The following is a 22,360-nucleotide window of genomic DNA, read 5'->3' as shown; positions in this document are numbered from 1 at the left end:
GAGGATCCCCGGGTGCCTGCATTAGCCGAGATCATCGCCGTCCTCGAACGCAGTTACCCGCCCCGGCTGGCGGAAAGCTGGGACGCGGTCGGGCTCGTCTGCGGAGACCCGGCCGAGGACGTCCGCCGCGTGCTCTTCTGCGTCGACCCGGTCGAGGAGACGCTTGCCGAGGCCGAGGAGATCGGCGCGCAGCTGATCGTCGCGCACCATCCGCTGCTGCTGCGCGGCGTGCACGGCGTCCCCGCCGACACCGCCAAGGGCTCGCTCGTGCACCGCATGATCCGCGGCGGCATCGCGCTCTACTGCGCGCACACCAACGCCGATTCGGCCGACCCCGGAGTGTCCGACGCGCTCGCGCAAGCCATCGGCCTCGAGGTCGACCGGCCGCTGGACCCGCACGAACCCGGTGCCGCCACCGGGATCGGCCGCATCGGGCACCTGCCCGCCGCGGAACCGTTCGCGCAGTTCGTCCAGCGGGTCGCGGACGCGTTGCCGGCCACCGTGCCCGGCGTGCTCGGCGCCGGAGATTCGGACCGGCTGATCCGCACAGTCGCGGTGTCCGGCGGCGCGGGCGACTCGTATTTGGCGAAGGCGGCGGCCGAGGGCGTCGACGCGTACGTGACCGCGGATTTGCGCCACCATCCCGCCGGCGAACACCTCGCGTCCGCCGGAACCGTGCCCGCGCTGGTCGGCTTGACGCACTGGGCCAGCGAGTGGCCGTGGTGCGGACAGGCCTCGGACCTTGTCGGCGCGGCCTTTGCGGGTACCGTCGAAGCTCACGTCTCCACGCGGTGCACCGACCCGTGGACCATCCGCGCTACCGCCCAGTAACTAAATCAGGGAGCACAGTGAAGGCCGACCCCGCCGTCCAGCGTCAGCTGCTCGAACTCGCGAAGGTGGACGCCGAGCTTTCGCGCGTCGCGCACCGCCGCCGCACTCTGCCCGAGCTCGCCGAGATCGAGGCCGGGGAGAAGACCGTCCGGGAGAAACGCGACGCGCTGGTGTCCGTCGAGACCGCGACCTCCGACCTCGACCGGGAGATCGCGCGGCAGGAGAAAGAGGTCGAATCGGTGCGGGCGCGCGAGGACCGCGACCGCAAGCTGATGGAATCCGGTTCGGTCGGGGCCAAGCAGATGACCGACATCGAGCACGAACTGCAGACGCTCGGCCGCCGCAAGGGCGCGCTCGAGGACGACCTGCTGGAGCTGATGGAGCAGCGCGAGGCGCTGGGCCTGGACGCGCAGCGCACGAGCGCCGAGGTCGACAAGGCGACGCAGGCGGTCGAGGCCGCCGCGGCCCGCCGCGACGAGGCGTTCAAGGACCTCGACACCACCGAGGCCCGGCGCAAGGAGGACCGCGCGAAGCTGCTGCCGCGGTTCCCGGAGCCGCTGCTCAAGCTGTACACCCGCGTCTACGACCACAAGGGCATCGGCGCGGCGCTGCTGCGGGCCCGCCGGTGCGGCGCCTGCCAGCTCGAACTCGACCGCAACACCATCTCCGAGATCAAGGCCGCGGCCGAGGACAGCGTCGTGCAGTGCGACAACTGCGGCGCGATCCTGGTCCGCACGCTGGAGTCGGGGCTGTGACCGAACGGGCGATCGTCGAGGCCGACGGCGGGTCCCGGGGCAACCCGGGCCCGGCGGGCTACGGCGCGGTCGTGAAGGACGCGGCGACCGGTGAGGTGCTCGCCGAACGCCACGAATACCTCGGCATCGCGACGAACAACGTCGCGGAGTACTCCGGGCTCGTCGCCGGGCTGGCCGCGGCCGCCGAACTCGGAGTGTCCATTGTGGACGTCCGGATGGATTCGAAGCTCGTGGTCGAGCAGATGTCCGGGCGCTGGAAGATCAAGCACGCCGCGCTGCAGCCGCTCGCCGCGCAGGCGCGCGAGATCGCGGCGGGCTTCGAGCGGGTCGGCTACACCTGGATCCCGCGCGCGGAGAACTCGCACGCCGACCGGCTCGCGAACGTCGCCATGGACAGCGCCGGGTCCGGCGCGACCTCGCCCGCGCCGGTCGCCGAGACGCGGCCCCGGGCGAAGGTCACCGAGCCGGACCGGGTGTCCCCGGCGGGCTGGACCGGTGCCCGCGGCACGCCCACCAAACTGCTCCTGCTGCGCCACGGCCAGACCGAGATGTCGGTCGACCGCCGCTACTCCGGGCGCGGCGACGTCCCGCTCACCGAGCACGGCCGGGGCCAGGCCGCCGCGGCCGCCAAACGGCTGGCCGCGATGCCTGGTCTGATCGGCGAGGACGGCGAACCGGCACCGATCGTTTCGTCGCCGCTGATCCGCACCAAGCAAACCGCGCAGGCCGTCGCCGACGCGCTCGGCGGCCGGGTCGAAACCCACCCCGGGCTCATCGAGACCGACTTCGGCGAATGGGAGGGCCTCACCTTCGGCGAGGCCGCCCAGCGGGACCCGGAATTGCACCGCTGCTGGCTGAGCGATTCCTCCTGCCCGCCGCCTGGCGGCGAGAGCTTCGACGCGGTCCACGAGCGGGTCGGCAAGGCCCGGCGCGACCTGGTCGAGCAGTACGACGGGCGGACGGTGCTCGTGGTCAGCCACGTGACGCCGATCAAGACCCTGCTGCGGATGGGGCTCGACGCCGGGCCGTCGCTGCTGTTCCGGCTGCACCTCGATTTGGCGTCGCTGTCGATCGTCGAGTTCTACCCGGACGGCAACGCCTCGGTCCGGTTGGTGAACGACATCTCGCATCTGTCCTGAACCGGACAAATGTGAGGCAGGTCACGGTCGGGGATGACGTGTGAAACGCCCCGGATGAGGTATTGGCTAGAGTGCGGTGTCGACCGCGGCGCCGCGGCGCAGGTCCCGGCCGGGACTTCAAGGGGGGCGCAGGCTCGTGCGTTTCTTCGGCAGCATCCGCAAGTGGAAACAGTGACGAGGACATGACGGCTAGCGCACTCACCGCAGTATCCGAGCCCGACCTGCCGGGGGAGAAGACGACCGACCCGCCCGCGCGGTTCAAGCTCAGCTGGCTGGCGTCGACGCTGGCGGTGCTGGCCGGCGTGGCCGCGGTCGCCTGGCACGCCACCCGCTACGGGCACTGGATCGTCGACGACGCGGCCATCACGTTCTCCTACTCGCGCAGCGTCGCCGAAGGCCTCGGCCCGGTGCTGGCCCCTGGCGCGCCGCCGGTGGAGGGCTTCTCCGACCCGACCTGGATGATCCTGCTGGCGCTGGGCAAGGTCGTCGGCCTGTTCGACAAGGGCCTGCTGTTCGGCATCCCGGACTACGTGCTGTTCCCCAAGCTGCTCGGCCTGTTCTTCGCCGCGGGCATCCTGGTGCTGTGCCACCTGGTGGCCCGCCAGGTGTTCCGCAGGCACGCGTGGGCGATCACGCTGGCCACCGGTCTCGCGCTGGCGGCGATCCCGTCGTTCGTGATCTGGGTGGTCTCCGGCCTCGAGAACTCGCTGTTCGCGTTCTTCACCACCGCGCTGGCCGCGCTGCTGTTCACCGCGCTGCGCAAGGAAAACTCGCTGTCGTTCAAGGTCGCGATCGTCGCCGGCGTGCTCGTCGCCGCGGCCGCGCTGACCCGGCCGGAAGGCCTGATCTACGCCAGCGCGTACCCGATCGTCCTGCTGTTCGGCGTGAAGCGCGAAGGATTCTGGCCCAGCTTCCGGTCCGCGCTGGTGTCCATCGCGGCCTTCGCCGTGCTGTTCGGCGGCTACGTCGTCTGGCGCTACACGGAATTCCACCGGCTGCTGGCCAACCCGTCGGTCGCCAAGAAGCAGGGCCTGCCGACGTTCGCCTCGATCATCCGGCCGCACCAGCTGGTGGAGTACGCGGGCATCGCGCTGACGCTCGTGCTGGTCGCCGTGGTCGTGTGGGCGCTGCTCAAGGCTCCGTGGCGGCGTCCGCTGATCGGGCTGGTCACGCCGCTCGTGCTCGGCGTGATCGCGTACGGCGTGATGGTCCCGGACTGGATGGCCCAGTACCGCTTCGCGACGCCGGTGTGGGTGCTTGGCGCGCTGTGCGGCGTCATGGCCTTCGCCGAGCTGCTGCGTTCCCTGCCGAAGGTGCCGCTGAAGGCGGTCGCCGCCCTCGTGCTGGTGGCCGCGGCGGTCCCGTCGGCGATCGGCTTCGTGCACCACGACGAGGAATTCGTCAAAAGCCCGACCGTGCCGGCGTGCCTGATCGCCGACCGCTTCGGCCGCGGCTTCAACACGTACGCGGACATGCTCGGCCTCCAGCACGCGTCGCTGCTGCTGCCGGACCTCGGCGGCTCGTCGATGACCAGCCGGCTCGAACTGGTCGACATGGCCGGACTCGTGAACGCCCCGATCGCGGACCTCACGCACAAGGAAGACATCGCCGGCCTGCGCGACTACGTGTTCGACACGGTCAAGCCGACCTTCATCCACTCGTGGGGCCCGTGGGCGGACGGCAACGAGATCAGCATCGACCCGCGCATCGACCGCGACTACGTCCCGATCCTCGTGTACCCCGGCCCGGGCAAACGCCAGGGCGACTTCGTCCGCAAGGACGCGGTAACCGACCCGGCGAAGCTCGCGGCGGTTCAGCACTACGCACAGGTGACGATGATGTCCGTCGAGGCACAGCGATTCGGCAACGGTCTAGAGGACTGCGGCCCGACGTTGTCGCGGGGGAGCACGATCCCGCCTCGGGGTTAGAGGGCCAGCCATAGTGCGCACGTCGCCGCTGCCAATGACAGCGGCGTCGTGAGCGCACCAAGCTTCAGAAACTCCCCCACCGGCGGATGCTCCCTGTGCCGGACCACCACCCGTCGCCACAGCAGCGTCGCCAGTGAACCGAGGTACGTCGCGTTCGGGCCGATGTTCACGCCCAGCAGCACGGCGAGCAGCACGCCCTGATTCGGGTGCGGGCCGAGCACGGACAGCAGGATCAGCGTCGCGGGCAGGTTGTTGACGACGTTCGCCAGCAAAGCCGCGACACCCGCGGCGAGCAGGAGCTCGGGCAGCCCGGCGGTCGTCGGCAGCAGAGTGCGCAGCAGGCCGCCGAGGACGTGTTCGTCAACCGCTTCCACCACCACCGCGAGGGCGAGCACGAAGAGCACCAGCAGCGGAGACGCTTCGGCGACCACCTGCCAAGGCCGGATCTTCCGCTCCGCCAACGCTTTCGCGGCCAGCACGAGCGCGGTCAGCGCGGCGATCCAGACCGGCTCGACGTGCACCAGCTGTCCGGTAGCGAAGCCGACCAGCATGACCGCCAGCACGACCAGGGTGAAGACCGGCGCTTCCCGATGTTCGGGTTGCCGGGTGCTGGCCGGTTCCCGCAGGTCCTTGCGGAAGAACCAGAGGAACGCAGCCAACTCCACGGCGAGCGTGACCAGCCAGGGCAACGCCATCAGCGCGGTAAACCCGGCGAAGGTGAGGCCGGAAGCGGTGAAGGCGAGCAGGTTCGTCAGGTTCGAGACAGGGAACAGCGTGGACGCCGAGTTGGCCAAGTGCGCACACGCGTAGACATGCGGCCGCGCGGTGAGTTTCAGTTCGGCCGCAGTGGCGAGGACGACCGGGGTCAGCAGGACGACGGTGGCGTCAAGGCTGAGCACGGCGGTGACGATCGCTGCCGCGGCGAAGGTGAGCAGCAGGAGCCGAGGTTGCCGGCCGCGGCAGATTTCGGCTAGTTCGGCGCCGAGCCAGGTGAAGACGCCTTCCGCCGCGGCGAGGTGGCTGACCAGCAGGATCGCTGCGAGAAAGCCCATCGTCGGCAGCATCTGGACGACCCGTTCGCCCGCTTCGTGCGGCGAGGTCAGGCCGAGCGCGAGGACGACACCGGCGGCGGGGACCGCGAAGACAGCTTCCGGCAGGCCGCGCGGACGCGCCATGGCGAACCAGAGCGTTCCGGCCAGAAGCAGCAGGGACAGGGGACCGTTCACCCCCGAACGCTAGCCGCCGCGAAACCTCAGATCCCCGCCGGTTCCGGCACTCCCGCGCCGCGGTCCAGCACCCGCTCCTTCTCCCGGATCACCGGCAGCACCTCCCGGCCGAAGTGCTCGACGTCCTCCAGATAGTGCAGGAAACCGAGCAGCAACAGGTTCGCGCCGCGCTTTTTGTACTCGATCGCCCGGTCCGCGATCTGTTCCGGCGTTCCGATCAAGCCGGTCCGGAATCCGTCGTTGTACTGCACCAGGTCGGCGAACTCCGAATCCGCCCACATGCCCTTGGTGTCCGAAGTGGACTTCCCGGCCTGTTTGACCGCCGAGCGGAATCCTTCGACGGCAGGCACGTTCGCCTTCGCCACGATCTCCCGCAGCACCTCGCGCGCCTCGGCTTCGGTTTCGCGGGCGATCACGAACCCGTTGAGCCCGAACCGGACCGCGTGGTCGTTCTCCGCGGCGTACCCGCGCACCTCGTCGACCTGCTCGCTGAACCCGGCGAAATCCTTGCCATTGCTGAAATACCAGTCCGAAACGCGACCGGCCAGCTTGCGCGCCGCGGTGGAGTTGCCGCCCTGGAAGACCTCCGGATGCGGCCGGCCCGGCCCGGCGACCGGTTTGGGTTTGATGTCGAAATCGTGGATCCGGTAGAAGTCGCCGCCGAACTCGGCGTGGTCGTCGGTCCACAATTCCTTGAGCACGCGGATGAACTCCTCCGAGCGGCGGTAGCGCTCGTCGTGTTCGAGCCACGGCTGCCCGAGACCGGTGAACTCGTCTTTGAACCAGCCGCTGACCACGTTCACCGCGGCCCGGCCGCCGGAGATGACGTCCGCGCTGGCGATGAACTTCGCGAGGACGCCGGGCTGCCACAGTCCGGGATGGACGGCCGCGATGACCTTCAGCCGCTGCGTCGCGAGCAGCAGCGCCAGGCTGAAACCGGTGGATTCGTGCTGGTAGGCGGCACCGTAGCTGGCGGTGTAGCGGACCTGGGTGAGCGCGTATTCGAAGCCGTTGTTCTCGGCGAGCACGGCCAGTTCGCGGTTGTACTCGTAGCCCCAGTCGGTGCGCTGTTCGATGTCGCTGGTGACCAGGCCGCCGCTCACATTCGGGACCCAGTAAGCGAATTTCAGGGGTTCGGGTGCGGTCATGCCGGGAGTGAAACAGCGGCCGGGCGCCGGGCCAAGCGCGTCCACGCGGTGGAATGTGCCAGCCGGTGCCCGGGGCCGCGCGGCCTCCCGGGTACGCTGTTTCGGCGGACGAGCTGGCAGGACGGTCGCGGCCCGGGTTCTCCCGGTCCGAGGAAAGTCCGGACTCCGCAGGGCAGGGTGGTTGCTAACGGCAACCCGGGGCGACCCGCGGGACAGTGCCACAGAAAACAGACCGCCCCCGTCTCACGACGGGGGTAAGGGTGAAACGGTGGTGTAAGAGACCACCAGCATCCCGGGTGACCGGGATGGCTCGGTAAACCCCACCCGGAGCAAGGCCAAGAGGGAGTTCGCTCCTGCGCAGGCGATCGAGGGCGGCCCGCCCGATGCCTGCGGGTAGGCCGCTGGAGCCTGCCGGCGACGGCAGGCCGAGATGGATGACCGTCGCCCGGTCCGCCGCGAGGCGGCCCGGGAACAGGATCCGGCTTACATGCCAGCTCGTCCGCCCGATCGCTACGATCGGGCGCATGGGTCAAGCCGTCGCCGCCGCTGTCGCCTTCCGGACCACCTTCGACGCTCTGCACGCTCCCGTCTACTTCGCGCCAGAGACCCAGGAGCGGCTCGCCGCCGCCGGGCTCAAACCGGGGTCGATGACCTACTTCGCCAGCCGCGCCGCGGCGATGGGCGCGGTCGGACCGGGCACGGTCACCGCCACCTTTTACAGCTTCAGCCCCAGCCTGATCGCCCACTTTGTCCCGCGCGTCTGGACGATCGCCGCCCCCGAGGCCGTGCTGGAAGCCCGGCTTGCCGCGGTCGACGACATCTACCGCCGGCTGTTCGGCGACGAGACGCTCGCGTCCGCCGAGGTCGCCGAAGCTGCCGAGCTCGCCCGGGAAGCCACCGAGGGCTGCCGTCCCGAAGGCCGTCCGCTCTACGCCGCGCACGCGGACCTGGATTGGCCCGAACAACCGCACCTCGCCCTCTGGCACGCGGTCACCTTGCTGCGCGAGCACCGCGGAGACGGGCACGTCGCGGCGCTGATCACGAATGGCCTTCCCGGCCTCGAAGCGCTGGTCACGCACAGCGCGACCACGAACGGCACCCCGCCGGACACCGCCAAGCGCACCCGCGGCTGGAGCGACGAGGAGTGGGACGCGGCCGCGGCCCGGCTGACCGCCGACGGAATCCTCGACGCCGGCGGCGCGCTCACCGAACGCGGACTGGAGCTGCGCGAACGCGTCGAGACGGCGACGAACGCGGCGGCGCGGGGCCCGTGGGAGCACCTCGGCGAGGAGAAGACGGCCCGGCTGGAGCAGTTGTGCGCTCCGCTCAGCCGCCGGGTGATCGAAGCGGGCGCGATCCCGAGCGCGGCGTTCCGGCCCTGATCCGCGAGACGGTCCGGAACTGCCCGGGATCACGCTTTGTAGTGAACAAATGCGCACATCGGACGCGATGGTGACCGTTATCGCATCGGAGAGTGATCAATTCCAGATTGTTTTCCAATCCGGTTGTCACTCACCGGACTCGCGGCGGAACGCCGATCGGGGCATGCCACACTGGTGCCTGCCCGACACGCCGGTCCGGGGCGCACCGAGAGTGAGCGCCGCACGTTTCGCGGAGCCGCACCGCCGGAAGACTGCGCAATCCGGGTGGCTTAGGTTATTCCGGAGCACCCTTGCCACGATGATGGAGGGCGAGGAATCCTGACCATCGGACCGCAGCACCCGCCCATTGACCACAAGTCGACATCTACGCAGCGCGCTTTGACCATTACCCCTTGTAACGCCATGATGGTGTTCGTAGCTTCGCCGAAGCCAGAACAGCGCGGCGCCCGCCGTGCACCGGGAGTATCGCGATGACCAGCATGACCGCCCTCGAGACGTTTGTGGCCGAAGGGCTCAGCACCGGCAACGTCCGGACCTGGCTGCTCGACAACATCATCCCGCTCGTGCTCCTCGCGGTGGCGCTGCTGCTGCTGTGGCTGGGCGGCGGCAAGGGCGACAACGCGGGGGTCATGCGGCGGCTCGCCGGCGTGGTCATCGCGCTCGCGATCATCGGACTCGCGGTCAGCGGCGCGGGCGTGAACGTGGGCCAGTGGATCGCCGGCCTGTTCACCGGCTGAGGCGGAGCAGGCGTGCGGATCAGGACCGATGACGAGGTGTACCGGGTCGATGCCGTCTGGCTCGGCCCGCCGAAGGCGACTTTTCCCTGGCGAGCCCGCTACGTGGCATGGCTCGTTGGCATTCCGGTCTTCCTGGTCGTGCTCACCGTGGAGCGGTGGGTCGGCTGGAGTTTCGGGTTTTTCTCCACGGCGTGGGCGTTCGTGGCCACGATCGTGATCACCAGGCTGATCACCGCCAAGATCAGCCACGAGCGCCCGCTGGGCGCGGTGATCGCGATGATGGGCCAGGAACTGCGCGCGCCGAGAGAACGGACCTCGGGCGCGGGCGGCGCGGTGAGCGCCAGCCGGGTCCGGGTGCGGGCGGAGCGCCCGCTGCCGAAGCACAAGAGAAGGCGGCAATACCAGCACCGCGACCCGCGTCGCGGTGCCGGCACGAGTGCCAGGAAACAGGGAGCACCACGAGCGCGCCGGAGCCGCCCCGCGGCTCGGGCCGGGAGGTAGTCGTTGTTCGGTCGCGGCGGAAGCCGAGGGAAGCGGGAGCAAGACGTCCCTGCCGGTGCGTGGAACACGCCCCCGCAGGGCCGTCCGCCGTCCGGCGGCAGCAAGTCCGGCGGCAAGGGCCGCAGGCTGCCCGGTGAGCAGGCGATACCGGCGTACACGCCGTCGATCGCCGCGCGCAGCATCGACGGGCATCTGCTGCGCACCGGGTACGAGGTGTACGCCTGGTACCGGCTCGCGCCGCAGCGCTGGTCGTTCCGTTCCGATTCGCAGCGCCGCGACCTGATCGCGGCCATCGCGGGCCAGTACGCCGAACTGCAGGGCCGCTGGCTGCACCTGCGCGTCACGAACCGGCCGTACCCGATCCGGATGTGGGCCGAGGCGCACGTGCACAACGCGGTCGGCAGGCCGAACGACGTGCCGGGCGCGCTGTCGTTCGACGACTACCTGATCGGCGAGCAGCAGCAGCTGATGGGCCGTTCGATGGCGGAAAAAGAGGTGTACCTCGGCGTCCAGGTGCAGACCCGGCGCATGGTGGACCGCGCGGTCGAACGCGCCGCGCCGGTGCTGCGCCGCATCCTGCCCGAGGCGGTCGACGCAGAACTGGCCGCGCTCGACTCCGAGATCGAGCACCTCGACCAGGTCATCGGCAGCGCCGGGCTGGAAGGCCGTCCGGTGCACGCCGAGGAGATGTCCTGGCTGATGCACCGCTCGTGCTCGCTCGGCCTGCCGGCACCGCGGAACATGCCCGCGGTGCCGGGCGCGGCGTGGGAGCCCGAGGACCTCGCCAGCTTCACCGACGCGGCTGATTTCCACGCCGACCCGTACGCGCCCACGGTCACCGTGCGCGGCCGTACCGGGTCCAACGCCGGCGTGTCGCGGCATCTCGCGGTGCTCACCGTCGGCCAGATGCACGGGCTGCAGATCCCCGAGGTCGACGACCCGTGGATCCAGCACGCGGACCGGCTGCCCGCGGCGGTCGAGGTGTCCGCGCGGATCTACGTGCGGCGTCCGGAAGAGGTGTCCGGCGAACTGCAGCGGCAGATGAACAAGGTCCGCTCGCAGGTCAAGCACTACACCGACGAGCACGAGCTGGAGCCGCCGCAGTCGCTGGCCCGGCAAGCGGGCCGGGTGCTGGAGATCGACGACGAGATGACGTCGGGCTTCACCGCGCTGGCCACGCGCGTGCGGTCGTGGTGGCGCCTCGCGGTGTCCGGTCCGACCGAGCGCGACGCGCTACGGCTGGCCCAGCAGCTGCTCGATCTGTACAAGCCGAAGATCGCCATCGAACACCCGGAAGCGCAGTACGCGATGGCCCGGGAGTTCATCCCGGGCGAGCCGCTGGCCTCGGGCGCGTACATGCGCCGCGGTTCGGTCGTGTGGACGGCTTCGGCGGTGCCCACCGCGACCGCGGAGGTCGGCGACCGGCGCGGCATCCTGCTCGGCGAAACCGTCACCGCGACGCGGCGGCCGGTGGCCTGGGACCCGTGGATGGCGCAGGAAATCCGCGACGGGTCGGGCCTCACCGCGATGGTCGCCGGCCTGGGCGGCGGCAAGTCGTTCCTCGGCGGCGGCATCGTCTACAAGACGCTGCGGGCCGGGGCGCACTGGACGATCCTCGACCCGTCCGGCCCGCTGTCGCGGCTGTGCGACCTGCCGGAGATCCGCCCGTACGCGCGGCCGATCAACCTGCTCAACGCCCAGCCGGGCATCCTCAACCCGTACCGGGTGGTCGCCGATCCGCTGATCGAGCACTTCATGGACGAGGAGGACCCGGAACGCTCGTGGCGGCGCGAAAAGGCGCTGGCCGGGGCGACCCGGCGGCGGCTCGTGCTCGACGTGCTCACCGGCGTGCTGCCGTACGAGGTGTCGCGGATGGCGCAGACCCGGATCGTGCTGCTGCGCGCGGTCCGCGCGGTCGGCGGCCGGTTCGACGCCGACCCGGGCCAGGTCATCGACGCGCTGCGGCGGGATTCGAGCGAGCACCACGAGCACGCGGTCGTGGTCGCGGACTTCCTGGACGAAATGCGCGAGCGGATGGCGCTGCTGATCCCGGAAACCGACGCGGACCCGTACTCCGAGACCCGCGACGACCGGATGACCGTGCTGACCATGGCGGGGCTGACCCTGCCGAAGGACGGCGTGCCGCGCGAGTACTGGACCGACGCCGAATCGCTCGGCGTGGAAATGCTGAACCTCGCGGCGTGGCTGACCCAGCGGTCGGTGTACGAGAAGCCGAAGGAACTGCGCAAGGGCGTCTGGATCGACGAGGCGTTCTTCCTGTCCGAGGTGCCGACCGGGCGCGTGCTGATGAACCGGTTCGCGCGCGACTCGCGGAAGTGGAACGTCCGGGTGCTGCTGTCGTCGCAGATCCCGGCGGACTTCCTGAAGATCCAGGGTTTCGTGGCGCTGCTGGACTCGGTGTTCGTCGGTCGCCTCGACGACGACGACGCCCAGGCCGACGCGCTGCGGCTGCTGAAGGTGCCGGTCGGCGTGGGCTACGAGCAGGTCGTCGCCGCGCTCGGCCGCCGCCCCGGAGCCCAGCGCGGGCTCGAACGCGACATGGAGCCCCGGCAGTTCATCTTCGGCGACGGCGCCGGCGGCGTGGAGCGCATCCGCGTCGACTTCTCCGGCCCGCATCTCGACCCGTTGCGCGCGGTCATGGACACCACCCCGGGCTCGCCCGACGCGCGCAGCAAACCCGGCAGCGAACTCGTGGTACCCCACGAGGACGAGGCCAAGCCGTACGTCCCCGCCCCACCGGAGGACGACGAGCTGGAACACGACTTCGAACTCCAAGCGGAACTCGAGGTCGGTCTCGCCGACGAGCAGCTGCTGGGCTCGCCGGACCCGCTCGCGTCCGAGACCGGCGAGGTGGAGGGTGCAGTGCGCAACGGACGGCAGGAGGACCGGCACGCCCGCGCCGGCGGCAAGGGCGGCGGAACCGGCAGGGATGCCGCATGACCCCCGGTGATCCGGGCCGGCCCGCGCCGGCCGTGAGGAGGCCTGCGTGAACACCGTCTTCACGCTGGCGTTCGTCCTCGCGTTCGCCGCCGGCTGGCACGCGCTCCGCAAACGCGTCAAGGAAGGCCCCAAGCCGGGCGGCCGCCGCCCCAGCAGGCGCGCGTCGCTGCTGGCGGTGGTGGCGGTGATCGGGCTGCAGACGGTGCTCTTCGCCCCGTCGGCCAACGCGGCGGCTTGCGGGGAATCACCGAACCCGGAGCGTCCGGGGGCGGGCATGGTCGGCGCGCTCGACCCCGCCGAAGGCCACGGCGAGGCGGGCAGTCCCTACATCGATTACAGCTACGCCGGGTTCGTGTGGAACACCTACCAGACGAACTGCACGGCGTTGTCGGCCATCGCCTCGCCCAGCTCCACGATCGACACCTGGGCGGGCAACCAGCTTTTCAATGTCGGCAAGAACATCGTCGGCGCCACCAACTCGCTGCACTACACGGTGCTCGAGGGCGGTCTGCTCAACCCGATCTACAACGCGGTCAAGGCGGGCGCGGAGAAGGTCTACAACAACATCTACACGCAGTTGTTCGGGCTGGTCGCGCTGATTATGTCGATCATGTTGTTCCGCAACATCTGGCGCGGCGACCTCGCCGGGGTCAGCAAGCGGGCGCTCTACGCGATGGCGGGCGTGTGGCTCGCCGCCTCGTCGCTCGCGATGCTGCGTTATTTCGACCCGATCGACAAAGCGATCGTGCAGACCACCACGAACATCCAGGCCGGGTTCGTGGACGAGTCCGAGAACCGGGTGGTGCGGCACATCCTGCCGACCGACCTGCACAACGAAGTGGTCTACAAGAACTGGCTGCGCGGGGAGTTCGGGTCGCCGGACGCGCCGCAAGCAGCCCAGTACGGCCGCCCGCTGCTCGACGCCCAAGCCTTCACCTGGGAGCAACTGCGCAACGGCGACGACGGCAAGCAGAACGTCGTCGACGCCAAGAAGGCCGCCTTCAAGGACATCTCCACCAAACTCGGCCCCGCAACCGGCTACTTCACCGGCGAGGCGGGCGGCCGCACCGGCGCCGGATTCCTCGCGCTGGGCCAGAGCCTCGTCTACTCGCTCTTCCAGTTGCTGGCCAAGGCGTCCGTGCTGCTCGCGCAGGTGCTGATCCGCCTGTTCGCGCTCACCGCGCCGCTGATCGGCCTGGTCGCGCTGCTGAACCCGGAGATCCTGCGCCGCGTGCTCAAGGTCGCCGGCGGCATCGCGTTCAACCTGGTCGTGCTGTCGGTGCTGGCCGGTGTGCACGCGCTGCTGCTGCAGGCGATCTTCGCCGCGGGCGACGGGCTCAACCTGCTCACCAAGATGGTCCTCGCCGGGCTCATCACGGTGCTGCTGTTCCTCGTCGGGCGCCCGGTGCGGCGGCTGTGGCAGATGGTCGAGATGTCGGTCAGCATGGTCGGCGGCGCGGTGCCGTCGCCGGGCGGCGGGCTGTTCTCCCGGTTCCGCCGGAAGAACGAGCCGACGCCGCAGGACCAGTTCTGGCAGAACGTCCGCGACACCGACGACGTCGTGGACGGCGAGCAGCGCGGCCCGATCGGCGCGACCGTCGGCGGCGGCCGGTACCGGCCCGAGGCGGCGGTTTTCGCCAGCTCGCAGCGGCTCGACAACGGCTCCCGGGCGGCCCGTCCCGCCGCGGCCTGGTCCGGTGCTCCGTGGCCGGGCGCGGTCGGTCCCGCGCAGTCAGCCGCGGGCGCATTGCCTTCGGGCGGCGGAGGCGGTGCGCCGGCGTTCGGCCAGTATCACCCGGTCGCCGGTGCGCCCGGCGACTACGTGATGGCGGGCGCGCGGTGGCCGGTCAAGGAAAGCCGCCAGGTCGACACGTCCCCGGTCGCCGACCGGCGGTGGAGCGACGAACCGGAACCGGTGGTCGTCCCGTCGCGGATGAGCGCGCCGGATCGCGGCTACTCGGCTCCGGCGCCGGATCAGCCGGGCTTCACCGTGCCGACGCAGGGCATCCGGGCTCAGCCGCGCCGGGTGGATCCCGAGGTCGTGGCCGGGAAACCGGTGTTCGTGCTGTACCGCCCGTCGCGCGGCATCGAGGTCCGCGACACCGACCAGGTCATGGGGCGGTGACCGATGCCGATCCGCACCAACCGCGGCCGGACCGCGGTCTACCGCCGCCTGTGGGGGTTCCCGCTCCGCTCGCCCCGGCATCTCGTGGGCACGCTGGTGTTCCTCGCCGTGCTGATCACCGCGCTGGGCGTCGGCCTGCCCAAGCTCCTGGGCAAACCGGCGTCCGCGCATCCGGGAACGGCTCCGCCGAACTCGTCGGCCGGGCCGCACACCGGCGTCGCGGCCCCGGTGCCGAGCACGGAAACCCTGCCGACCCGGCTGTCGCAGCCGCTGGTCACCCCGTCGTCGGCGGCGCCGAACCCGCAGGCGCTGACCGTCGCGAAACAGTGGGCGACGGCGTGGGTGCACCATCCGGCGGGCATCTCGAACGCCGACTGGCTCAACGGGATGCGCGCGCTCACCACCGACGAGTACCTCCCGATTATGTCCACTGTGGACCCCGCGAACATCCCGGCGACCAAGGTCACCGGCGATCCGACGGTCGCGCAGTCCTACTCCAGTTCGGTCAAGGTCGTGGTCCCCACCGACGGTCCGAAACTCAGCATCACCGTGGTCAAAACCGCGGCGGGATGGCGAGTGTCGGACTATGACCAGGCGAGCTGACCGTGAAGCTGGCCATTCTCGTCTCGGTGGTGATCGCCGCCGTTTTCGCCACGGTGCTCACCACCAACGTCGTGCAGAAGGCGGTGACCGACCAGCAGCAGGCGGCGGCCGGCGGGGTCGCGCTGACCTCGTGCGACGCCGCGATCGGCCCCACCCAGCCCAGCCAGCCGGAGCAGGGCGGGGCGGACGCCGCGGAACTCGACCAGGAGTCGCGCAACACGGTTTCGCTGATCATCTCGATCGGCAAGCAGCGCAGCCTCGCGCCGCGGGCGTGGCAGGTCGCGATCCAGGCCGGGATGACCGAATCACGGCTGCACAACGTGAACTACGGCGACCGCGATTCGCTCGGCATCTTCCAGATGCGCCCGTCGATGAACTGGGGCAGCGCCGCCCAGGTCACCGACCCGAATTACGCGATCAACAAATTCTTCGACGTCCTGCTCGGCGTCCCGGACTGGGAGAACCTGCGCCCCGGCGACGCCGCGCAGCGGGTCGAGCGGTCCGGTTTCCCGGACCGGTACCACCGCTGGGAGGCCATGGCGGCCGCGCTGGTGCAGAACATGGGCCAGATCGCCGACGTGGTGGGCTGCGGGCAGGGCATGGGAGCCGCGCTGCCGCCGAGCCAGGCCGCGGCACAGGCGATCAAGTTCGCGCTCGGCGAGCAGGGCAAGCCCTACATCTGGGGCGCGACCGGCCCGGATTCCTATGACTGTTCCGGCCTGATGCTGCGCGCCTACGAGTCGGCGGGCGTGATCCTGCCGCGCGTGTCGAAGGACCAGTACAAGGCGGGCGCGATGCTGCCGGTGCGCGACGCGCAGCCCGGCGACCTGATTTTCCTCGCCACCGACCCCGCCGACCCGACGACCATCCACCACGTCGCGATGTACCTGGGAGACGGCAAGATCGTCGAGGCCCAGCAGACCGGCGTGCCGGTGCACGTGCGCCCGTTCTCGTTCGACGAGCACGAAGTCGTGCCGCAGGCGGTGCGCCCCGGCGTCTAGCATGGGTGCGGGAGGCACCGGCTCTTGACCCGCGGGTTGCCCAGTACCGCGGGTCCGGATTCACCCCGAAGTCGCGGCCTGTCCACGAGCACGTGGCCGCGCGCTGGCAGAGGATGGCACACGTGGCACGGAAATTCGGCAAGCGAGGCAAGACCGGCCAAAGCGAGCCCCAGGACCCGGCGGCGCTGTTCGGCGCACCGCAGCCGCCGCGCCAGTCCGCGCACCCCGCGTCCAGCACCCCGTTGGCGGACCTGCTGAACCAGGGAATGCCCGGCGTCGACGGCGGGTACGTCGTCCTGCCGCGTTCCCTGGCCGAGGGCATGTCGCTCCCGTGGCAACAGCAGATGGCGGCTTTGCTGGCCCAGTTCCACGCCGAACACGCCCGGTTGTCGTGGCCGGTGTACCGGGTGGTCCCGTCCCGCTACGAGCGCCTGGTGGATCTCGACGAGGAGCAGCTCGCGGAAGCGGGTTACCTGGTGGAGATGGACGCCGAGGGGGAGATGGTCTACCGGGAACGGAGCGGCCGGAAGGTCCAGGACCCCGATCGGACCACGGTACTGGTGTCCTGCTTGGACCCGATCCCGCGCCCGGCTGCCGCTGGCCCGGTGCCTTCAGGCGAGGCGCCCCCGGTAGGCCCGCTGGCCGCGGCGGTACCGATGAACATCGGACCGGCCCCGGTTTGGCGATCTTCGGCGCCTCAGGGGCCGGTGGGGGATGAATTGCCGCTGACGAAATCCGCTCCGGCAGGGGCTGTACGCCCTTCAGACGCTCATGGGGGTTCGGCCCCGGTTCCTGCCGCGGCGGAACAGGCGGTTTCGCCCGCTGAGCAGGCCTCGGAAGCCGCTGGTCCGGAGGCGATTGCTGCGGACGAGCCACCCCAGCCCAGCCCGGCTGTCGAGGCTGCCGCTTCGCCTGCTGCTCCGCCTGCCGCTCCGCCGGTGCCGCCGCCCGACACCAGCGTCCCGTCCTCGGTGCCGCCACCCGCGCAACCTGCGGTCAATCCGCAGTTGCAGGCGAGGCAAGCGTGGCAGCCGAAGCCGTACGTGCACGAGCCGCGTCAGCCTGCCCGCCCGGCAGAACCGTTGCCGCAACAGGGGAATCCGGTGGTTCCGCCACACGGTCGGCATGAGGCCGCGCCCGGGTGGCATGGACAGAACCCGGCGGTACAGCAAAGTGAGGTTCCGCAGCCGGGGGCGCAGCAGTATGGCCCGGGTTCGCCTCCCGCACCCGTGACCCCGCCGATGCCTGCGCCGCAACCCCCGGCCCAGCCAGCTGCGCAACAGCCGGTTACTCCGCCCGCGTCCGGTGGGTCGCAACCGGCTCCGCAGCAGCCGCCTACGGCCACACCTAACACGGAGTCGGTGAACCCGCCTGCGGCTAGTGCTGCGCAACCGGTTCCGCCTCCGATGCAGCCTGCTCCTCCCGCGCCCAGTGCGGAGTCGGCGAATCCGCCTGCGCCTGGTGCGTCGCAACCGGCACCGTCCGCGAGCGATCCGGTTCCTGCCGCACCCGGCGCTGAGTCGGCGACCCCGCCCGCGTCTACTGCACCGCAGCAGCCGCCGACGGCTCCTGCCGCACCCGGCTCCGAGTCGGCGAACGCGCCCGCTCCGGCTGCGCCGCAATCGGTGCCGCAGCAGCCGTCGACAGCTCCTGTCTCGCCCAGCGCGGAGGCAGCGACTCCGCCCGCGCCTGGTGCCTCGCAACCGACTCCGCCTGCGAGCGCTCCGGCTCCTGCGCCACCGAGCGCTGAGTCGGCGACCCCGCCCGCGCCTACCGCACCGCAGCAGCCGACGGCTCCTGCCACACCCGGCTCCGAATCGGCAAGCTCGCCCGCTCCTGCTGCGGCGCAACCGGTGCCGCAGCAACCGCCGACGGCTCCTGCCGCGCCCGGCGCTGAGTCGGCGAACTCGCCCGCGTCTGCTGCACCGCCACCGGTGCAGCACCAGCCTGCTCCTCCCGTGCCCAGCGCGGAGTCAGCGACCCCGCCCGCGCCTGCTGCACCGCAACAGCCCCCGGCTGCTCCTCCCGCACCCGCGGAGTCGGCAAAACCGCCCGCCCCTTCCGCACCGCAACCACCTGCGAACCCGCCTGCCCAGCCGCCGCAAGCACCTCCCGCCTCGGGTGCTCCGTTCCAGCTTCCGCAGCCCAGCGGTCGCCGTCGGGCGGTTGAGACCGGGCCGGACGGGCGGCCCTTGCCCGTCTTCCCCGGGCAGGAGACCGGCACCTCCACGCCGCCGCCGGTGCGGCCGTATCGGGATGAGTTGCCGGTGTTTCCGGGCAAGGAATCGGCTGTACCGCCGGTTCCGGATTACGGTGCTTCCTCCCCGGCGGACGACGCGGCGACCCCGCCCCGCGGCATTCCGGTCGGGGATCCTCGCGGGTGGTTCGACGAGCATCCCGACCACGAGGACGACGGTCCGGCCGACTTCGGGCCCACCGGGCAGCCCACGGAGGTTCCGTTCCGCTGGCGCAAGTGAGCAGGCAGGTGTCAGGCTGAACCCATGTCTGACGACCCGAACCCGGACCAGGGCTGGTACTACAACACCCGCACCCACGAAGTCGAGCACCTGGAACGCAGCCGCGGAGTCGACCTCCTCGGCCCCTACCCGGACGAGGCCACGGCCCGCCGCGCGCTCGACATCACCCGCGAACGCACCCGGCAAGCCGACGCGGCGGACCGTTCTTGGGATGGCGACTGACTGGGCTGGTCAGGCGGGGTAAAGCGGTTTGGTGCGCGGCTGCCGCCATAGGGGCTGCAGGCAGTCGGAGTCCGCGGGTGTGGAAGCGGCTAATGCACCCGGCAAGCCGACGCCGACCGTGCCTGGGTGGCGGCTGACCGGGCGGTCAGTTGGGGTAGAGCGCTTGTCCCCACAGTTGCAGCAGGCAGCCGGAGGCCGCAGTGCGGATGCGGCTAACGCACCCGGCAAGCCGACGCCGCCGACCGTGACTGACTGGGCGGTCAGGCGGGGTAGAGCGGTTTAGTACGCGGCTGCCCCCACAACTGCAGCAGGCAGCCGGAATCCGAGGTGTGGAAGCGGAGCCGGTAGTCGCCGTGTCCGGCGGGCAGCGGTGGCAGCTCCCGTTCCTGTCCGGCCAGTTCGCGCAGGACGACGTGGCCGGAATGAAAGCGGCAGCTCAGCTCCGCGATCCGGGCATAGGACCGGTCGGGGCCCGGATCCGCGGGGCAGAGCACCACGGTCAACGGGAGTTCGCCGTCGTGGATCGGGGGCCAGAACAGCGCCGCGCCGGGGACCGCGTCGATCAGGTTCGCGGATTCGGCGGACGGGGGTACCGGCAGGATGTCGCCGAGCGAACGGCCTCGGTCTAGCAGCATGAACTGCCCTGCCCGGACGCGCAGGAGAAAATCGAGGCGCGTGGTCGCGGGCCGGTACGGGGCGAAGTCCTCGGGGATGCCGTCGGGGAAACCGTTCGAGGCAAGGAATTCGGCGAATTCGGCGTCGGTCACCTGCCGGGTGCGCTCGGCGAGGCCGGGGACGTCTCCTGGCTCCGGTCGTTCGTATCTGCGGACGACCGCGATCTGGCCGGGGCCTTCGGGCAAGGGGCCTTGCCATTGGCTTACCGACACGGTCCCGCAGGTTCGGCAGGCGTCCCGCCTGATGCAGATGGTCCGGCCGGACGCGTCGGTCTGGGTTTCGGTCGCTTCCAGGGCGAAGTCGGGGAAGTCGTGCGGGCTGCCGCAGGATCGCAGGATGTGTTCCATCGCGACGTCTTCCCTGGTCGGGACGGGGCTCATCGGTCACCTCGCGGTCGGGACAGCAGGGCGCGGCCGCGCTCGGGGGTGAGCGTTGAGGCCAGCGCCGGGTCGGCGAGCAGCGCGACCGGGGCGATGTGGTCGGCGTTTCGCGGCCGCCAGTGCGCCATCGCCGTCTGCACGGCCCGCCACAACGCGTCCGCATCGCCTGTGTGGTCGTCCAGGGCCTTCCTGACCAGCTGATCGAACGCTGGCTCGCCGAAGTTCGGGCCGTCCCGCCGAAGCCGGGCTTGGCCTTCGCCGATGGCGAGCTGGATTTCCGGGCGTTCGCCGATCATCGCCGTCTGCAGTACCGAGTGGCGGTGGTTCGTCGCGGTCCGAGCGTGCTCGGCGAACAGCCACGGCAGGAATTCCTCGGTGAACAGCGGATCGGCGAAAAAGCCTTCTGGCGCCTGATGCAGCAGCCTGCTGAACGACTGGCTGGCCTGGTACTCCCGGCCGAGCAGCAGGTCTAACTGGACGAGCAGGATCGTGGCCCGGTCGCGGCCGAATTCCTCGGCCTGAGCGAGAACCGCCGAGGCAGCGTCGGCATCGCCGGCGAGCGCGTCGAGCCTGGCCTGTTCGACCTTGGCGTCCCACGAGTCGCGAGTTTCGCCTTCCGGACGGCGCATCTGGTGGAACTCGGCGTACAGGCTCTCCATCAACGCGGTGAACGACGCGAACCGGGTGGGCGGTTCAGCCATCCAGGAGAACAAGCTGTACGCCGCCCACTCGCCGGACTCGTCGACGTCGCCCGGGTCGAGGAACAGGATCCCGGCGTCGGCCTCGAGCGAGATCAGCAGTCCCCGGCTGAACTTGTTGCTCTCGGCCGGTTCCTCCTCGGAGAGTTCTTCCCAGCCCTCCCAGTACGGCTCGATGTCCCGCAGCCAGCCGAGAGTGGCGGTGTCCCGCATGCGCCAGACGAACGATCCGGCGTCGCGCCAGCCGTCTGTCGTCAGCAGGAAATCCCGGTAGGACGGCGGCAGCGGCAGACCCAATCGTGCCTCTGCCGCCGCGACCGCCTCCTCGCTCGCCGGGGCGAAGCCGAGCCATCGATCGCGCAGCACCTGCGGGTCGAGCTCGGCGGGCTCGGAGCTCTGGATCCACTCCGCGCTCCACCGGGACAGCCAGGGTTTCCAGTCCATGCGCGGCATTATGGCGGCGCGGCTCCGGTCCCGGTGGCGGATTCGGCGAGGTGTGCGGTTATCCCATCACCAAGGCCGGATCCAGTACGAATTCCGGATCCACCTGCTCCGTCAGATCCGTTCCCGCGCGTCCGTTCCCCCAGGCCCGCGCGTTCCGCAGGTGGAACTCCACGCCCTGGCGCTGGTACCGCGCCCAGTCGCGCGGTGTCGTGTCCACCAGGTCCTGCATCGCGGCCAGCGTCGCCAGGTTGCGCGGTTCCAGTTCGCCGATCGGCCGGGTCGTGCCGCGTTCGGCGGCCCGGACGTGGCCGGACGTCGTCATCCAGCCTAGCAACGCCGAACCCAGCTGCTCGGTCAGGAAGTCCACGTCGTCGCCGTCGGTGACCTTGTTCCCGATCGCGACCAGGTGAACCCCGAAGTCCCGCGCGTGATCCGCGTACTGACGGTAAACGCCGACGCTGCGCAGGGTCGGTTCGCACACCAGGAACGTCACGTCGAAGCGCGTGAACAGACCCGAGGCGAACGCGTCGGCCCCGGCGGTCATGTCCATCACGACGTACTCGTCCGTGCCGTCGACCAGGTGGTTCAGCAGCAGTTCGGCCGCGCCGACCTTCGAGTGGTAGCAGGCCACGCCGAGGTCGTCCTCGTCGAACTGGCCGGTGACGCCCAGCCGGACGCCGCCGAGCGGGCGGAAGCAGGCGTCGAAGATCGGGTTGTCCTCGAACGGCCGCACGAGTCGCGAGCCGCGGCCGGGCGGGGTGGTTTTGATCATCGCGTCGGCCGACGGGATCCGCGGGTTGTCGCCGCGCAGGTACTCCTTGATCAGCGGCATGTTGTCGCCGAGCGTCGGCCACGCCAGCGCCTGTTCCTCGGTCGCGCCGAGGGCCACCGCCAGGTGCTGGTTGATGTCGGCGTCGATCGCCAGCACCGGTTTGCCCGCAGCGGCCACATAAGAGACGAACAGCGACGAGAGCGTGGTTTTCCCGCTGCCGCCCTTGCCGACGAACGCGATCTTCACCGATCCGGCCCCTTCTGAAAATGAAGACGATTATCAATGCCAGGCAGGCTACACCCGACCGGCCCGCGCCCGAACGGGCGATCACCGGCGGTTCGGCGGGATAGTGTTG

Annotated in this window: 18 protein-coding genes and 1 other RNA gene; 14 read left to right on the top strand and 5 right to left on the bottom strand. The window is 70.6% G+C overall.

The window, feature by feature from the left end; translation table 11 throughout:
- Positions 1-12: 12 nt before the first annotated feature.
- From PUT80_RS28920 to PUT80_RS28905, 4 genes are all read left to right on the top strand, one after another.
- The gene (locus PUT80_RS28920; protein ID WP_275294094.1) at positions 13-831 is read left to right on the top strand and encodes a Nif3-like dinuclear metal center hexameric protein; all 819 of its coding nucleotides are present in this window, start codon (positions 13-15) and stop codon (positions 829-831) included.
- A gap of 17 nt (positions 832-848) precedes the next feature.
- Complete coding sequence (locus PUT80_RS28915) at positions 849-1,586, top strand: C4-type zinc ribbon domain-containing protein (RefSeq protein ID WP_037815771.1); 738 nt, start codon at positions 849-851, stop codon at positions 1,584-1,586.
- A complete protein-coding gene (locus PUT80_RS28910; protein ID WP_275294093.1) occupies positions 1,583-2,725 on the top strand; it encodes a bifunctional RNase H/acid phosphatase in 1,143 nt (380 codons plus the stop codon). The genes PUT80_RS28915 and PUT80_RS28910 overlap by 4 nt, the downstream gene beginning before the upstream one ends.
- A 182-nt stretch (positions 2,726-2,907) precedes the next feature.
- Entirely contained in the window at positions 2,908-4,653 is a 1,746-nt protein-coding gene (locus PUT80_RS28905; protein WP_037815766.1) for a hypothetical protein, read from the top strand.
- Here PUT80_RS28905 and PUT80_RS28900 read toward each other — a convergent pair.
- Positions 4,650-5,828, bottom strand: a complete 1,179-nt coding sequence (locus PUT80_RS28900) for an SLC13 family permease (RefSeq protein WP_275294108.1) — start codon at positions 5,826-5,828, stop codon at positions 4,650-4,652. The genes PUT80_RS28905 and PUT80_RS28900 overlap by 4 nt on opposite strands.
- A gap of 77 nt (positions 5,829-5,905) precedes the next feature.
- The gene (gene sfnG / locus PUT80_RS28895) at positions 5,906-7,027 is read right to left on the bottom strand and encodes a dimethylsulfone monooxygenase SfnG (RefSeq protein ID WP_037815762.1); all 1,122 of its coding nucleotides are present in this window, start codon (positions 7,025-7,027) and stop codon (positions 5,906-5,908) included.
- 109 nt (positions 7,028-7,136) lie between these two features.
- Between sfnG and rnpB the strand changes: the two genes are divergently transcribed.
- The 10 genes from rnpB (at position 7,137) to PUT80_RS28845 (ending at position 19,036) form a co-directional block, all read left to right on the top strand.
- Positions 7,137-7,529: RNase P RNA component class A (gene rnpB, locus PUT80_RS28890), an RNA gene on the top strand.
- 22 nt (positions 7,530-7,551) lie between these two features.
- Entirely contained in the window at positions 7,552-8,409 is an 858-nt protein-coding gene (locus tag PUT80_RS28885; RefSeq protein WP_275294092.1) for a hypothetical protein, read from the top strand.
- 470 nt (positions 8,410-8,879) lie between these two features.
- Positions 8,880-9,146 (top strand): hypothetical protein, encoded by a 267-nt coding sequence (locus PUT80_RS28880; RefSeq protein WP_037815757.1) that lies wholly within the window; start codon positions 8,880-8,882, stop codon positions 9,144-9,146.
- A gap of 12 nt (positions 9,147-9,158) precedes the next feature.
- The gene (locus PUT80_RS28875; RefSeq protein WP_275294091.1) at positions 9,159-9,647 is read left to right on the top strand and encodes a hypothetical protein; all 489 of its coding nucleotides are present in this window, start codon (positions 9,159-9,161) and stop codon (positions 9,645-9,647) included.
- Positions 9,648-9,650: 3 nt separating this feature from the next.
- Positions 9,651-12,608: an ATP-binding protein gene (locus tag PUT80_RS28870; protein ID WP_043834917.1), complete on the top strand. Its 2,958-nt coding sequence runs from the start codon at positions 9,651-9,653 to the stop codon at positions 12,606-12,608.
- A 46-nt stretch (positions 12,609-12,654) separates the two neighbouring features.
- A complete protein-coding gene (locus tag PUT80_RS28865) occupies positions 12,655-14,733 on the top strand; it encodes a hypothetical protein (RefSeq protein WP_037815752.1) in 2,079 nt (692 codons plus the stop codon).
- Positions 14,734-14,736: 3 nt separating this feature from the next.
- Positions 14,737-15,336, top strand: coding sequence for a hypothetical protein (locus tag PUT80_RS28860; RefSeq protein WP_037815751.1), 600 nt, complete (start codon positions 14,737-14,739; stop codon positions 15,334-15,336).
- Positions 15,337-15,338: 2 nt separating this feature from the next.
- The gene (locus tag PUT80_RS28855; RefSeq protein ID WP_275294090.1) at positions 15,339-16,337 is read left to right on the top strand and encodes a C40 family peptidase; all 999 of its coding nucleotides are present in this window, start codon (positions 15,339-15,341) and stop codon (positions 16,335-16,337) included.
- 2,192 nt (positions 16,338-18,529) lie between these two features.
- Positions 18,530-18,814, top strand: coding sequence for a hypothetical protein (locus PUT80_RS28850; protein WP_167754405.1), 285 nt, complete (start codon positions 18,530-18,532; stop codon positions 18,812-18,814).
- Positions 18,815-18,838: 24 nt separating this feature from the next.
- Complete coding sequence (locus PUT80_RS28845) at positions 18,839-19,036, top strand: hypothetical protein (RefSeq protein ID WP_275294089.1); 198 nt, start codon at positions 18,839-18,841, stop codon at positions 19,034-19,036.
- Between the two features lie 260 nt (positions 19,037-19,296).
- On the opposite strand, the gene PUT80_RS28840 is transcribed toward PUT80_RS28845, so the two are convergent.
- Genes PUT80_RS28840 through PUT80_RS28830 form a run of 3 tightly spaced genes read right to left on the bottom strand, consistent with a single transcriptional unit; the run spans position 19,297 to position 22,251 of the window.
- A complete protein-coding gene (locus tag PUT80_RS28840; RefSeq protein ID WP_275294088.1) occupies positions 19,297-20,091 on the bottom strand; it encodes a hypothetical protein in 795 nt (264 codons plus the stop codon).
- The gene (locus PUT80_RS28835) at positions 20,088-21,233 is read right to left on the bottom strand and encodes an SMI1/KNR4 family protein (RefSeq protein WP_275294087.1); all 1,146 of its coding nucleotides are present in this window, start codon (positions 21,231-21,233) and stop codon (positions 20,088-20,090) included. Before PUT80_RS28835 ends, PUT80_RS28840 begins: the two co-directional genes overlap by 4 nt.
- A gap of 58 nt (positions 21,234-21,291) precedes the next feature.
- Positions 21,292-22,251, bottom strand: a complete 960-nt coding sequence (locus tag PUT80_RS28830; protein ID WP_134733918.1) for an ATP-binding protein — start codon at positions 22,249-22,251, stop codon at positions 21,292-21,294.
- Positions 22,252-22,360: the final 109 nt, after the last annotated feature.

The organism is Amycolatopsis sp. La24, from assembly GCF_029087445.1.
Classification (GTDB): Bacteria; Actinomycetota; Actinomycetes; order Mycobacteriales; family Pseudonocardiaceae; genus Amycolatopsis; species Amycolatopsis nivea.
This window is presented reverse-complemented; position numbering and strand designations above follow the sequence as displayed.